The 13140-nt window shown below is 73.1% G+C and carries 16 protein-coding genes; all 16 read left to right on the top strand.

Annotation, left to right across the window (positions count from 1 at the left end; all coding sequences use genetic code 11):
• Positions 1-17 precede the first annotated feature (17 nt).
• The 16 genes from ACF1A5_RS11670 to ACF1A5_RS11745 all read left to right on the top strand — a co-directional run bounded on the left by ACF1A5_RS11670 (position 18) and on the right by ACF1A5_RS11745 (position 13098).
• On the top strand, positions 18-2027 hold the full coding sequence (locus ACF1A5_RS11670) for a DUF5107 domain-containing protein (protein WP_392192652.1): 2010 nt from the start codon (positions 18-20) through the stop codon (positions 2025-2027).
• Between the two features lie 164 nt (positions 2028-2191).
• A complete protein-coding gene (locus ACF1A5_RS11675) occupies positions 2192-2539 on the top strand; it encodes a VOC family protein (RefSeq protein ID WP_392192653.1) in 348 nt (115 codons plus the stop codon).
• A 65-nt stretch (positions 2540-2604) separates the two neighbouring features.
• The gene (locus ACF1A5_RS11680; protein ID WP_392192654.1) at positions 2605-3123 is read left to right on the top strand and encodes a phage holin family protein; all 519 of its coding nucleotides are present in this window, start codon (positions 2605-2607) and stop codon (positions 3121-3123) included.
• Between the two features lie 307 nt (positions 3124-3430).
• Positions 3431-4831, top strand: a complete 1401-nt coding sequence (locus ACF1A5_RS11685) for an NAD(P)/FAD-dependent oxidoreductase (RefSeq protein WP_392192655.1) — start codon at positions 3431-3433, stop codon at positions 4829-4831.
• The gene (locus tag ACF1A5_RS11690) at positions 4828-6675 is read left to right on the top strand and encodes a transketolase (protein WP_392192656.1); all 1848 of its coding nucleotides are present in this window, start codon (positions 4828-4830) and stop codon (positions 6673-6675) included. Before ACF1A5_RS11685 ends, ACF1A5_RS11690 begins: the two co-directional genes overlap by 4 nt.
• Positions 6672-7661 carry a non-homologous end-joining DNA ligase gene (gene ligD, locus ACF1A5_RS11695; protein WP_392192657.1) on the top strand — a complete coding sequence of 330 codons (990 nt, stop codon included), beginning with the start codon at positions 6672-6674 and terminating at the stop codon, positions 7659-7661. The genes ACF1A5_RS11690 and ligD overlap by 4 nt, the downstream gene beginning before the upstream one ends.
• A gap of 103 nt (positions 7662-7764) precedes the next feature.
• Positions 7765-8124, top strand: coding sequence for a gas vesicle protein (locus ACF1A5_RS11700; protein WP_392192658.1), 360 nt, complete (start codon positions 7765-7767; stop codon positions 8122-8124).
• A gap of 79 nt (positions 8125-8203) precedes the next feature.
• On the top strand, positions 8204-8629 hold the full coding sequence (locus ACF1A5_RS11705; protein ID WP_356183737.1) for a gas vesicle structural protein GvpA: 426 nt from the start codon (positions 8204-8206) through the stop codon (positions 8627-8629).
• Positions 8626-9402, top strand: a complete 777-nt coding sequence (locus tag ACF1A5_RS11710; protein WP_392192659.1) for a GvpL/GvpF family gas vesicle protein — start codon at positions 8626-8628, stop codon at positions 9400-9402. The genes ACF1A5_RS11705 and ACF1A5_RS11710 overlap by 4 nt, the downstream gene beginning before the upstream one ends.
• A 4-nt stretch (positions 9403-9406) precedes the next feature.
• A complete protein-coding gene (locus ACF1A5_RS11715) occupies positions 9407-9670 on the top strand; it encodes a gas vesicle protein GvpG (protein WP_392192660.1) in 264 nt (87 codons plus the stop codon).
• Complete coding sequence (locus ACF1A5_RS11720; protein ID WP_392192661.1) at positions 9667-10338, top strand: DNA primase; 672 nt, start codon at positions 9667-9669, stop codon at positions 10336-10338. Before ACF1A5_RS11715 ends, ACF1A5_RS11720 begins: the two co-directional genes overlap by 4 nt.
• Positions 10335-11486, top strand: coding sequence for an SRPBCC family protein (locus ACF1A5_RS11725; RefSeq protein ID WP_392192662.1), 1152 nt, complete (start codon positions 10335-10337; stop codon positions 11484-11486). Before ACF1A5_RS11720 ends, ACF1A5_RS11725 begins: the two co-directional genes overlap by 4 nt.
• Positions 11483-11827 carry a gas vesicle protein gene (locus ACF1A5_RS11730; protein ID WP_392192663.1) on the top strand — a complete coding sequence of 115 codons (345 nt, stop codon included), beginning with the start codon at positions 11483-11485 and terminating at the stop codon, positions 11825-11827. Before ACF1A5_RS11725 ends, ACF1A5_RS11730 begins: the two co-directional genes overlap by 4 nt.
• Positions 11824-12627, top strand: coding sequence for a GvpL/GvpF family gas vesicle protein (locus ACF1A5_RS11735; protein ID WP_392192664.1), 804 nt, complete (start codon positions 11824-11826; stop codon positions 12625-12627). Before ACF1A5_RS11730 ends, ACF1A5_RS11735 begins: the two co-directional genes overlap by 4 nt.
• Entirely contained in the window at positions 12624-12806 is a 183-nt protein-coding gene (locus ACF1A5_RS11740; RefSeq protein ID WP_356183716.1) for a gas vesicle protein, read from the top strand. The genes ACF1A5_RS11735 and ACF1A5_RS11740 overlap by 4 nt, the downstream gene beginning before the upstream one ends.
• 1 nt (position 12807) lies before the next feature.
• The gene (locus ACF1A5_RS11745; protein ID WP_356183713.1) at positions 12808-13098 is read left to right on the top strand and encodes a gas vesicle protein K; all 291 of its coding nucleotides are present in this window, start codon (positions 12808-12810) and stop codon (positions 13096-13098) included.
• Positions 13099-13140 lie beyond the last annotated feature (42 nt).

The following is a 13140-nucleotide window of genomic DNA, read 5'->3' on the forward strand; positions in this document are numbered from 1 at the left end:
ACCGGGGACCGGGTTCCATGGTCATCGTGACGACGATCCGACGTGAGGTACTGACGCTGCCCGCCGCCGAGTTGGGTCCGGACAATCCGCTGCCCCCGCTCAGGCCGCTCGACGAGGTGCACCACATCGAGGACCGGGACCGGCAGGACCTGCCCCGCGACATGGCCCGGCAGGTCGGGTACGCCCCCCTGCACAGCCTGCTCCCGGTGCGGATCCGCGACGGGTACGGCAGAACACGCGAACCCCGCCCGATCGACGCCCTGGTCCTGGAGAACGACCGGCTGCGCGCCACCGTCCTGCCGGGCCTCGGCGGCCGGGTCGCCTCCCTCGTCCACCGGCCGACCGGCCGCGAACTCCTCTACCGCAACCCGGTGTTGCAGCCGGCCAACTTCGCCCTCAACGGCGCCTGGTTCTCCGGCGGCATCGAGTGGAACATCGGCGCGACCGGCCACACCCCCCTCTCCTGCGCGCCCCTGCACGCGGCCCGCGTCCCCGCACCCGGCGGCGGGGACATGCTGCGCCTGTGGGAGTGGGACCGGCTGCGCGACCTGCCCTTCCAGATCGACCTGTGGCTGCCCGAGGGCTCGGACTTCCTCCTCGTCGGCGTCCGCGTCCGCAATCCGCACGAGCACCCGGTGCCCACCTACTGGTGGTCCAACATCGCCGTCCCCGAGGAGCGCCGGGTCCTCGCCCCCGCCACCGAGGCCTGGCTCCCCCACTGCCTGAACGGCGTGGGAGGTGCCCCCATCGGCTACGAACGCGGCCTGCGCCGAGTGCCGGTCCCCGTCTACGACGGCGTCGACCGCACGTACCCGCCGAACAGCACCTACGCCGCCGACTACTTCTACGAGGTGCCCGACGGGCGCCGCCGCTGGATCGCCGCGCTCGACGAGCACGGCGAGGGGCTGGTGCAGACGTCGACCGACGTGCTGCGCGGCCGCAAGCTGTTCGTCTGGGGCAGCGGCCCCGGCGGGCGGAGGTGGCAGCGCTGGCTCACCGAGCCCGGCACCGGCGGCTACTGCGAGATCCAGGCCGGCCTCGCCCGCACCCAGCTGGAACACGTCCGGCTGGAGGCGGAGAGCGAGGTGGCCTGGCTGGAGGCGTACGGGCCGCTCGCCGGGCCGCCGCCGGCCGGGGAGTGGGACACCGTCGTACGGCGGACCGAGGCGCGTCTCGAAGCCGTCCTGCCGCGCGCCGAGGTCGAGGCCGCCCACGAGGCGTGGCGGGCGCACGCCGACGCCGAACCCGGCGAGATCCTCGCCACCGGCTCCGGCTGGGGCGCGCTCGAAGTGCTGCACGGCGACCTGAAGCTGCCCGGCACCCCCTTCCCCGCCGCCACCCTCGGCGAGGCCCAGGCGCCCTGGCGGGAACTGCTGCGCACCGGGACCTTCCCGGAGCCGCGCCGGGCCGCTCCGCCCGGACAGACGCTCGTCGCCCCGCACTGGCGGGACATGCTGGAGACAGCGCCCGCCACCCCGCTCACCGAGTACCACCTCGGCGTGGCCCAGTGGCACGCCGGCGACCGGGCGCAGGCGGTGCGCAGCTGGGAGCGTGCCCTCGAACTCGCGCCCTCCCTCTGGCCGCTGCTGCGCTGCCTCGCCGTCGCCGACCAGGAGTCCGAGCACCACGAGCGCGCCGCGGAACGCTACGTCGAGGCCTTCGACGACCTGTGCGCCGAGCGGCGCGACGACGGCGAACGGTGGACGGCGGCCACCGCCGCGCTCGGCCGGGAGGCCATCGAGGCGCTGCTGCGGGTCGGGCGCCCCGCGGACGCGCGCGCCGTCTGGGAGCGGCTGCACCCCGCGACCCGGGCGCGCGGCCGGTTCCGGCTGATCGAGGCCGAGCTGCTGCTCGCCGAGGGCCGGCCCGAGCAGGCGCGGGCCGTCTTCGACGAGGGCTTCGAGGTCGCCGACCTGCGGGAGGGGGACGAGCGGATCGGCCGGGTGTGGGAGCGGGCCGGGGGCGGGGACCTGCCGGAGCGCTACGACTTCCGGATGCGCCCGTCCCCCCGAGGGGACGGGCACTGAGGGGGACTGACGGGGGAGCGGGCGCGCGGCGGCCGGGAGGAGCGGGCGCGCGGCCGCCGGGAGGGGCGGGCGCGCGGCCGCCGGGCAGGGGGGACCTCCGCCCGGCCCGGCCGATCGCCCGAAACGATCTCCTCCCCGGGCCGCCCGCAACTACTCTCGTCCGCATGGAGATTCTCGGAGCCACGCTGCGCGTCTGCGTCGACGATCTGGACACCGCGGTCCCCTTCTACGAACGTCTCGCGGGCGGCAGGGCGCTCCGCTTCGAGCGCGGCGGCGTGCAGGTGGCCGCGGTCGGCTGCTTCCTGCTGATGAGCGGCCCCGAGGCCGAGCTGGAGGTACTGCGCAAGGTGGCGGCGACGATCGCCGTGGAGGACGTCGACGAGGCCCACCGGGTGCTGACGGAGCTGGGCGCCCAGGTCGTCGCGGGCCCGGTCCCGACGCCCGTGGGCCGCAACCTGATCGCCATGCATCCGGACGGCGCGGTCTACGAGTACGTGGACCGCCGCTCCTGACGCAGCCGCCCCGCCCGGGCGCCCCGACGGCGTTACTCGCACATCTGTGCGGGTACGCGAAGGGTATGGAGCGCTCGGATCATCTGCAGCATCTCGACAAGCACCTGGTCGACCAGCTGGCGCAGGTGGCACGCGAGGCCGTGCGCGACGAGCTGAGCCGGCAGGCCCGTGAACGGCGCCGCTCGGCCACGCTGTACGCCGCGTCCGGCGCCGCCGCCCTCTACGCGGGCGCGGCCCTCGCACTGGCCGTCGGACTGGTCCTGGCCATCGGCCTGCCCGGCTGGGTGGCCGCCCTGATCACCGCGGCGATCCTGGCCGGCGTCGCCTACGCGCTGCGCAACGCCGCCCGGCCCTCCGCCGCCGGATACGCGTCCTCGGCGCCGGTCCCGGGGCCCGCCGAAACGGCGGCCGGAACGGCCGCCGGACCGGGCCGTGCCCCCGGCGCCACGGCACCGGGCGGACCGCACGGCGCGCCGGGCGGCGCGCCCGCCCCGCCGAAGCCGCCCGTCGCCCCCGGCGAGGCCGCCGTACGGCCGCCGCGCCCGGACGTCATCGACCCGGAGACACCGCACCACCGCGCGTGACGCCCAGCGCCTGGACCCGTGACGCCCAGCGCGTGGTGCGCGGCGCGTGACGGACCGGGCGCGACGCCATGCGCGCGACGCGCCGAAGCAAGGGGTGCGCCGGCGCGGGAGACGCAACCGTCGCGCCTGCCGCACCACCGCCCCTGCCGTACCGTCCCGCCCGCGCACCGGCGACGGAGCCGGCGCCCCGGGCGGGTGTCACGGCTCCTTTTCGCAGCCGGCGCCCCGCCGCTTCGTGTTTGCGCCCCCGGCCCCTGGGGACGCGGAAAGCTCCGACCAGGTACGCGACAGCGTGGGGAGGCGAACCGTGAGTCGACCCCGCATCGTGATCGTCGGTGCCGGTTTCGCCGGATACCGGACGGCCCGCACCCTGTCCCGGATGGCCCGGGGCAAGGCCGAGATCACCCTGCTCAACCCGACCGACTACTTCCTGTACCTGCCCCTGCTGCCCCAGGTCGCCGTGGGAATCCTGGAGCCGCGCCGGGTCACCGTCTCCCTGTCCGACACCCTGCGCCGCGTACGCATGGTCCTCGGTGAGGCCGACGGCATCGACCTCGACGCGCGGACCGTGCACTACACCGACCCCGAGGGCACCACCGGCACCCTGACGTACGACCGGCTGGTGCTCGCCGCGGGCAGCGTGAACAAGCTGCTGCCGATCCCCGGCGTCGCCGAGCACGCCCACGGTTTCCGGGGCCTGCCCGAGGCCCTCTACCTGCGCGACCACATCACCCGCCAGGTGGAGCTCGCCTCCTCGGCGGACGACCCCGGGACCTGCGCCGCACGGTGCACCTTCGTGGTGGTCGGGGCCGGGTACACGGGGACCGAAGTCGCCGCGCAGGGTCAGATGTTCACCGGCGAGCTGGTGTGCGGCCACCCGCTGCGGACCGGTCTGCGGCCCCGGTGGCTGCTGCTGGACATCGCCGGGCGCGTCCTGCCCGAACTGGACGAACGGCTCTCGCGCACCGCCGCCGACGTGCTGCGTCGCCGGGGCGTCGACGTGCGGACGGGCACCTCCGTGAAGGAGGCCACCTCCCGGGGGGTGCTGCTGACGGACGGCGAGTTCGTCGAAACCCGGACGCTGGTGTGGTGCGTGGGCGTGCGGCCCGACCCGCTCGCCGATTCCCTCGGGCTGCCGATGGAGCGCGGCCGGCTGCTCGTGGAACCCACGCTGCAGGTGCCGGGACGTCCCGAGGTGTTCGCCTGCGGTGACGCCGCGGCCGTGCCGGACCTGGAGAGGCCCGGCGAGTACACCCCGATGACGGCCCAGCACGCCTGGCGGCAGGGGAGGACGGCCGCGCACAACGTCGCTGCCTCACTCGGCGTGGGCGAGCCGCGGCCGTACCGCCATCGGGACCTGGGCTTCGTCGTGGACCTCGGCGGGGCGCAGGCCGCCGCCGACCCGTTCGGCGTGGTGCTGTCCGGCCCCCTGGCGGGCGCGGTCACCCGCGGATACCACCTCGCGGCCATGCCGGGCAACCGCGTGCGGGTGGCCGCAGACTGGCTGCTCAACGCCGTACTGCCGCGCCAGGCCGTCCAGTTGGGGCTCGTACGGTCCTGGTCGGTGCCGCTGGACACGGCCTCCCCGGAGCTGGCCCGCCTGCCGGGCCGGCACCCACCGGACCGACCGGACCCGCCGCGTGAGCCCGGCCCCGAAACCCCTGCCTCACCCCGACCTCGACCCCGAACCGCCGAAGGAGACTCATGAACACCGCCGAACTCGTCGAGCTGGGGCAGCAACTGCGCGTGGACAGCGTGCGGGCCGCCGCCGCGGCGGGCTCCGGGCACCCGACGTCCTCCATGTCCGCCGCGGACCTGGTGGCCGTCCTGCTGGCCAACCACCTCCGCTACGACTTCGGCCGCCCCGACCACCCGGGCAACGACCGCTTCGTCCTGTCCAAGGGACACGCCTCGCCCCTGCTCTACTCCGCCTACAAGGCGGCCGGCGCCATCGACGACGAGGAACTGCTGACCTTCCGCAAGCTTGGCAGCCGCCTCGAAGGCCACCCCACGCCCCAGCGGCTCCCGTGGGTGGAGACGGCGACCGGCTCCCTCGGACAGGGCCTGCCGATCGGCGTCGGCATCGCGCTGGCGGGCAAACGGCTGGACCACGCCGACTACCGGGTGTGGGTGCTGTGCGGCGACAGCGAGATGGCCGAGGGCTCGATCTGGGAAGCCGCCGAGCACGCCGGTCACGAGCGGCTGGACAACCTGACCGTGATCGTCGACGTCAACCGGCTCGGGCAGCGCGGCCCCACCCGGCACGGCCACGACCTCGACGCCTACGCCCGCCGTTTCCGCGCCTTCGACTGGCACACGATCGAGATCGACGGGCACGACGTGGACGCCATCGACCGCGCCTACGGCGAGGCGATCTCCACCACCGGCCAGCCCACCGCGATCCTCGCCCGCACCCTCAAGGGCAAGGGCGTCGCGGCCACCGAGGACCGTGAGGGACTGCACGGCAAGCCGCTGAAGGACGCCGACGAGGCGATCGAGGAGCTCGGCGGCGAGCGCGACCTGCGCGTCACGGTGCACGGGCCGCCGTCGGTGCGGTCGCTGCACGCGGTCGGCGACGGCAGTCTGGAGCTGCCGCGCTGGGAGAAGGGCGAGGAGGTCGCCACCCGCAACGCCTACGGCCAGGCGCTCGCCGCGCTCGGTACCGCGCGCGGCGACGTCGTCGCGCTCGACGGCGAGGTCGGTGACTCCACGCGCACGGAGTTCTTCGAGAAGGAACACCCCCAGCGCTACTTCGAGTGCTACATCGCCGAGCAGCAGATGGTCGCGGCGGCGGTGGGAATCGCGACGCGCGGCTGGGTGCCGTACGCCTCCACGTTCGCCGCCTTCCTGACCCGCGCCTACGACTTCGTGCGCATGGCCTCGGTCAGCGGCTCCGGCATCAACCTGAACGGCTCCCACGCGGGCGTCGCCATCGGGCAGGACGGCCCCAGCCAGATGGGCCTGGAGGACCTGGCGATGATGCGCACGATCCACGGCTCGACCGTGCTGTACCCGTGCGACGCCAACCAGACCGCGCGGCTGGTCGCCGCCATGGCCGACCTGGACGGCATCCGCTACCTGCGCACCTCGCGCGGCGAGAGCCCGGTGCTCTACGGCCCGGACGAGGAGTTCCCCGTCGGCGGCAGCAAGGTGCTGCGCTCCTCCGACCGGGACCGGCTGACGATCGTCGCCGCCGGCGTGACCGTCTTCGAGGCGCTCGCGGCCGCGGACGCCCTCGCCCGGGAGGACATCCCGGTCCGGGTGATCGACCTGTACTCGGTCAAGCCGGTCGACCGCGCCACGCTCCGGCGGGCCGCGGAGGAGACCGGCGGTCTGCTCACCGTCGAGGACCACCGCGAGGAGGGCGGCCTGGGCGACGCGGTGCTCGACGCCTTCCTGGACGGGCGCCCGGTTCCGCGTCTGGTGCGGCTCGCGGTCCGTACGATGCCGGGCTCGGCCACGCCCGCGGAGCAGTTGCACGCCGCGGGCATCGACGCCGAGTCGATCGCCGCTTCCGTAAGGCTGCTGGTGGAGCAGGCGATGGTGCCGTGAGCGGCGACGAGCGGACCGTCCGGGCCGGCCGCCGCACGGTGACCGTGCACCGGCCGGACAAGGTGCTCTTCCCCGGCGACGGCAACGGCGAGGGCGACGGCGAGGGGAGCATCAGCGGGGGCGGTGAGCGCGGCGGCCGTACCGGCGAGGCCAGGGAGTACACCAAGGCCGACCTGGTCGACTACTACCGGTCCGTCGCGCCGTTCCTGCTGCCGCACCTGCGCGGCCGCCCGCTCATGCTGGAGCGGCACCCGGACGGCCTCGGCGGCCCGACGTTCATGCAGAAGAACACCCCGGAGCACTACCCGGACTGGATCACCCGCACCGAGGTCGCCAAGGAGGGCGGCACGGTCGTGCACACCGTCTGCGACGACACGGCCACCCTCGTGTACCTCGCCGACCAGGCGTGCCTCACCCTGCACCGCTGGCTGTCCCGGTCCGGCCGCGCCGAACGGCCGGACCGGATGGTCTTCGACCTCGATCCGGCCGGCGACGACTTCGCACCGGTGCGTGAGGCGGCCCGGCAGGTGACCGAGCTGCTCGACCGGCTGAGGCTCCCGGCGGCGCTGATGACGACGGGCTCGCGCGGTCTGCACGTGGTCGTGCCGCTCGACGGGCGCGACGACTTCGACACGGTGCGCGACTTCGCCCGGGACGTCGCCGAGGTGCTCGCCGCGGACTCTCCCGACCGGCTCACCACCGCCGTCCGCAAGCAGGAGCGCGGCGGCCGCCTCTACCTCGACGTGCAGCGCAACGCGTACGCGCAGACCGCCGTCGCCCCCTTCACGGTCCGCGCGCTGCCCGGCGCGCCGGTCGCGGTGCCGATCTCCCGGGACCAGCTCGACGACCCGGACCTCGGCCCGCGCCGCTGGACCGTCGAGAACGCCGTCGACCAGGCCCGGGCCCGACCCTGGGCCGGCCTCATGAGCCGGGGGCGTGCCCTGGGCCCGGCGCGGCGCCGGCTCGACGCGCTGCGCGGCCGGTGATCGCCCGCCCGAGACCGGGGCGCCGGCGACCGATCTGAAAGACGCCTGCACCCGTGGATGTTTGGCCAACGAACCTGCGGCCACACGGAAGGGAGAGGTGGTCATGTCGAACACAGACAACACGGAAGAATCGCAAGATTCACCGAAGGAACAGAAGTCCCAGGGTTCGGGTACACGGACCCGCAAGTCCGCGGCCCCCCGTCCGCCGCGGCCCATGGAGGTGCTGCGCGAGGCACGTGCCCAGCTCGCCGAGCTGACCGGCATGACCGCCGAGTCCGTCTCGTCGTTCGAGCGGACGGAGGACGGCTGGTCGCTGGAGGTCGAGGTCCTGGAGCTCGAGCGCGTGCCCGACACGATGAGCCTGATGGCGACCTACCAGGTCGAACTCGACTCAGAGGGAATGCTCACCGGCTACCGGCGGGTCCGCAGATACGAGCGGGGGCGTGCCGACACACGCCGGTAGGAGACCCGGTCCCGGCACCCGCGCGGCGGCGGCCGCGCGCACAGATATTTCCGTACACAGACAAGGAGGCACGGTCGGCATGACCGTTGTTCCGGCACAGACGTCCGGCGGTGGAGGCGGCAGCAGCGGCCTCTACGACGTACTCGAACTCGTCCTCGACAGGGGGCTCGTGATCGACGCGTTCGTCAGGGTTTCCCTGGTCGGTATCGAGATTCTCAAGATCGACGTGCGAGTGGTCGTCGCCAGCGTGGACACGTATCTGCGCTTCGCCGAGGCCTGCAACCGGCTGGACCTGGAGTCCGGCCCGAACAAGAGCCCGGGCCTGCCCGAGATCGTCGGCGAGGTCACCGAGTCCGGCGCGCGCGGCAAGTCCAAGGGGGCGCTGTCCGGCGCCGCCCAGACGATCTCCGACGCCTTCAGCCAGGGACGTGAGGAGAGCTCTGGCGAGTCCCGGCCGCGCGCCCGCAAGAGCACGTCCTCCCGGCGGAAGGAGGAGCAGGAGTGAGCACCTACGTCTACGGGATCACCTCGGCATCGCACCCCTCCCTGCCCGAGGACATGGGGGGAGTGGGTGACCCGCCGCGTCCGGTCCGCGTCCTGAAGGCGGCCGGGCTGGCGGCGATCGTCAGCGACGCTCCGGAGGGGCTGCGCCCCAAGCGCAGGGACCTGCTCGCCCACCAGACCGTGCTCACCGAGGCGGAGGGCGCCGGCTGCGTGCTGCCGATGCGGTTCGGCAGCGTCGCCCCGGACGACGACACGGTCACCGGTGTGCTCGGCGAGCGCGCCGAGCACTACCAGGAGCGCCTGCGGGCGCTCGACGGCAAGGTCGAGTACAACGTCAAGGGCAGCCACCTGGAAGACGCGGTGCTGCACCGCGTGATGGCCGAGAACCCGGAGCTGCGCGCCCAGGTCGAGGCCAACCGGCAGGCGGGCGGCGGCGGTTACGACGACAAGATCCGGCTCGGCGAGCTGGTCGCCAACGCGGTGAAGGCCCGGGAGGCCGCGGACGCCGCCGAGGTGCTCCGTGTCCTGGAGCCGGCCGCGGCCGCCCTCAGCGAGGGGCCGGAGTCCACGGGCTGGCTGGTCAACGCCTCGTTCCTGGTGGACCGGGCCACGGCGGAGGAGTTCCTGGCCGCCGTGGAGCAGGCCCGCAAGGACCTTCCACACGTCGAACTGCGCGTCAACGGGCCGCTGCCGCCCTACAGCTTCGTCGAGCCCGGTCCCGCCCAGCCCGCGGGCACCACGGTCGGCGCGGACGCGGACGCCGGAGCGGAGTAAAGCCATGGGGCTCATCTCGGAGGTGCTGCTGCTGCCGTTCGCTCCGGCGCGCGGCAGCGCCTGGGTGATCGGAAAGGTGCTTGAGGAGGCCGAGCGCCTCTACTACGACCCCGCTGCGGTCCGGGCCGAACTCGCCCGGCTGGAAGAGCAGTTGGATGCGGGGGAGATCACCGAGGAGGAGTTCGACCGCCGGGAGGACGAGCTGCTGGACCGGCTGGAGATCGGTATGCGCGGCGGCGCGGGAACAGGTGAGGGGACGGCACGATGAATCGAACGGGAATCGGCCTCGCAGTAGGGGCCGGATATCTCCTTGGACGCACGAAGAAGCTGAAACTCGCCTTCGCCGTGGGTTCCTTGGTTGCCGGCAAGAAGCTGAACCTCAGTCCGAGGATGGTGGGGGAGCTGCTGAACCAGCAGCTCAAGAACAACCCGCAGTTCAAGGAGATCGGGGATCAGCTGCGGCAGGACCTGCGGGGCGTCGGCAAGGCGGCGTCGGGCGCGATGGTCGAGCGCCAGATGAACGCGCTGGCCGACCGGCTGCACGGCCGGACGTCCAAGGTCCGCGACCAGCTCTCGGGCGTCGCGCCGGAGACCGGTGGCGAGGGGGAGGCCGAGGGCGAGCCCGAGGGCGAGTACGAGGACGAGTACGAGGACCGGGAGGGCCGCGAGGCCGCTCAGGAGTCGGAGGAGCCGGAGGAGCCGGAGGAGCCGGAGGAGGAGCACGAGGAGGCTCCTGCGAAGAAGGCGGCGGCGAAGAAGACCACGGCGCAGAAGGCCGCGAAGAAGGCACCGGCGCGCAAGGCTCCCGCGAAGAAGGCGGCGGCCAAGAAGGCCCCGGCCAAGAAGACTGCTGCGAAGAAGACTGCTGCGAAGAAGACGGCCGCGGCCGGGAGTGCCACGCGGTCCCGGCGGCAGAAGGGTGGCGGTGACCGATGACCGAGGCCCTCGGATCCGCGAAGTCCGCCGCCGGCAACGGCGCGGGCAAGGCGAACCCCCTGAGCGACCTGGCCCACAGTGAGGCCGCCGACCGGCTGAAGGCCGAGGCGCAGGAGTATCTCGCCGCCCAGGCCACCCGGCTGCTGACCGGCGCCGGCCGCAAACTCGGCGAGACCACAGGCAAGTTGACCGACATCGCCGAGGGCAACAGCCCCGGCTTCGCCAAGCTGGCCCTGGAGGGCGGCCGCAAGATCGCCGAAGGCAAGGGCCCGCTGCGCTCCGCCCTGGAGGTCGGGGCCTCCCGCGCCAAGGAGAACGTCATGGGTGCGCTGAAGAACCTCGGGGGCGGCAAGGGCAAGCGCAAGGGCCGCGGCGGCAACAAGCCCACCGTCATTCTGGAGTCCATCGACGTCGGCGTGCCGCTGCGCACGGCGTACGACCAGTGGACCCAGTACCAGGAATTCAGCACCTTCGCCAAGGGCGTCAAGAGCGCGAGCCGCGCCGACGACACGACCTCCGACTGGCAGCTGAAGGTCTTCTGGTCGAACCGCAGCTGGAAGGCCACGACCACCGAGCAGATACCCGACTACCGCATCCAGTGGCAGTCGGAGGGGGCCAAGGGCACCACGAAGGGCGTCGTCTCCTTCCATCCGCTCGGCGACAACCTGACCCGCGTCCTGCTGGTCATGGAGTACTACCCGAGCGGCCTGTTCGAGAAGACCGGCAACATCTGGCGCGCCCAGGGCCGTCGGGCCCGGCTCGACCTCAAGAACTTCTCCCGCTTCATCACCATGAAGGGCGAGGCGGAGGACGGCTGGCGCGGCGAGATCCGCGACGGCGAGGTCGTGCGCAGCCACGAGGAGGCGGTGGAGGAAGAGGAGCGCGAGCAGGAGGAGGGCGCCTCGGCCGAGGAGGAGCAGGAGGAGCCCGAGGAGGAGTACGAGGAGGGAGAGGAGCCCGAAGAGGAGGAAGAGGAGCCCGAAGAGGAGGAAGAGGGCGCCTACGAGGACGAGGAGTCCGAGCCCGAGGGCGAGTACGAGGACGAGGAGAACGCTGAGCCCGAGGAGGAGGACGGAGAGCCCGAGGACGAGTACGAGGAAGAGGAAGAGGAAGAGGGCGAGTACGCCGGGCACGGGAGCCGTCGATGACGACACCCGGTCGGCTGCCCGATCCGTACGGGTCGGGCAGCGGCGCCAACCTCGCCGACATCCTCGAACGCGTCCTCGACAAGGGCATCGTCATCGCGGGTGACATCCGCATCAACCTGCTCGACATCGAACTGCTCACGATCAAGCTCCGGCTGATCGTCGCCTCCGTCGACAAGGCGAAGGAGATGGGCATCGACTGGTGGGAGAGCGATCCCGCGCTCTCCTCGCGGGCCCGCCGGGACGAACTCTCCCGGGAGAACGCGGAGTTGCGTGAACGTCTGGCGCGGCTGGAGGAACTGGGCCTGGAACAGGGCCGCGTCCGTGAGGAGGAGGCACCATGACCGGACTGCGGTACGTCTACGCCGTCTGCCGCCCCCTCGGCGCGCCCCTCCAGGCGCAGTTGACGGGGGTGGCCGGCGCGCCGGCCAAGCTGCTCCACCACCACGGACTGGTCGCCGTCCTCAGCGAGGTGCCGGAACGGGACTTCGCCGAGGAGCCGCTGCGCGCCCATCTGGAGGACCTGGACTGGCTCGCCGCCACCGCGCGGGCCCACCAGGGGGTGATCGACGCGCTCACCGCCGTCGTCACCCCGCTGCCGCTGCGGCTCGCCACGGTCTTCCACGACGACAGCGGCGTCCGCAGCATGATCGAGGCCCGCGAGGAGCACTTCCTGCGCACTCTGGAGCGGCTGGAGGGGCGCGTGGAGTGGGGGGTCAAGGTCTTCCTGGAGGAGGAGGCGCGGGAGAGCGCGGAGCCCGCGCCGAAGGCCACGTCGGGCCGGGACTACCTGCGGCAGCGGCGGCAGCAGACCCGGGCACACGAGAGCCTGTGGCAGAAGGCCGAGCGGTTCGCCGCGCATCTGCACGAGACGCTCTCCGCGTTCGCCGAGGACTCCCGGCTGCACGCGCCGCAGAACGCGGCCCTGTCCGGCGCCTCGGGCAAGAACGTGCTGAACGCCGCCTACCTGGTCCCGCGCACCCACTCCGAGGAGTTCGTGGAGCTCGTCGACCGCACGAAGGACGACGTACCGGGGCTGCGCGTCGAACTCACCGGCCCCTGGGCCGCCTACTCCTTCGCCCAGGACACCGACCGGGAGGACACTCCTCCGTCCGTCGGGGTGTCCGTGAAGGAGGGGGAGTGACCGTCGTAGAACGGCGTGAGATCGCCCTGGTGGACCTGCTCGACCGGCTGCTGGCCGGGGGAGTGGTGATCAAGGGGGACATCACGCTGCGCATCGCGGACGTCGACCTCGTCCGCATCGACCTGAACGCGCTGATCAGCTCGGTCAACGAGCAAGTTCCCTCTCCCTGGGGTGATTGACGTGGCGTCACCGGCCCGGCACAACCGGCTGGACCTCGAACCCGACACGGTCGAACGCGACCTGGTCAAGCTTGTGCTGACCGTGGTGGAACTGCTGCGCCAGCTCATGGAACGGCAGGCGGTGCGCCGCTTCGACACCGGGGACCTGACGGAGGAGCAGGAGGAACGGATCGGGCTCACGCTCATGCTGCTGGAGGACCGCATGGCCGAACTGCGCGACCGCTACGGTCTGCGGCCCGAGGACCTGAACCTGGACCTGGGACCGCTGGGCCCCCTGCTTCCCCGCGACTGAGACCCGCCTCCCCACCCGGGCACGACCCGGGGGAGGCGGGTC

This window comes from Streptomyces sp. NPDC014864, from assembly GCF_043081525.1.
GTDB lineage: Bacteria > Actinomycetota > Actinomycetes > Streptomycetales > Streptomycetaceae > Streptomyces.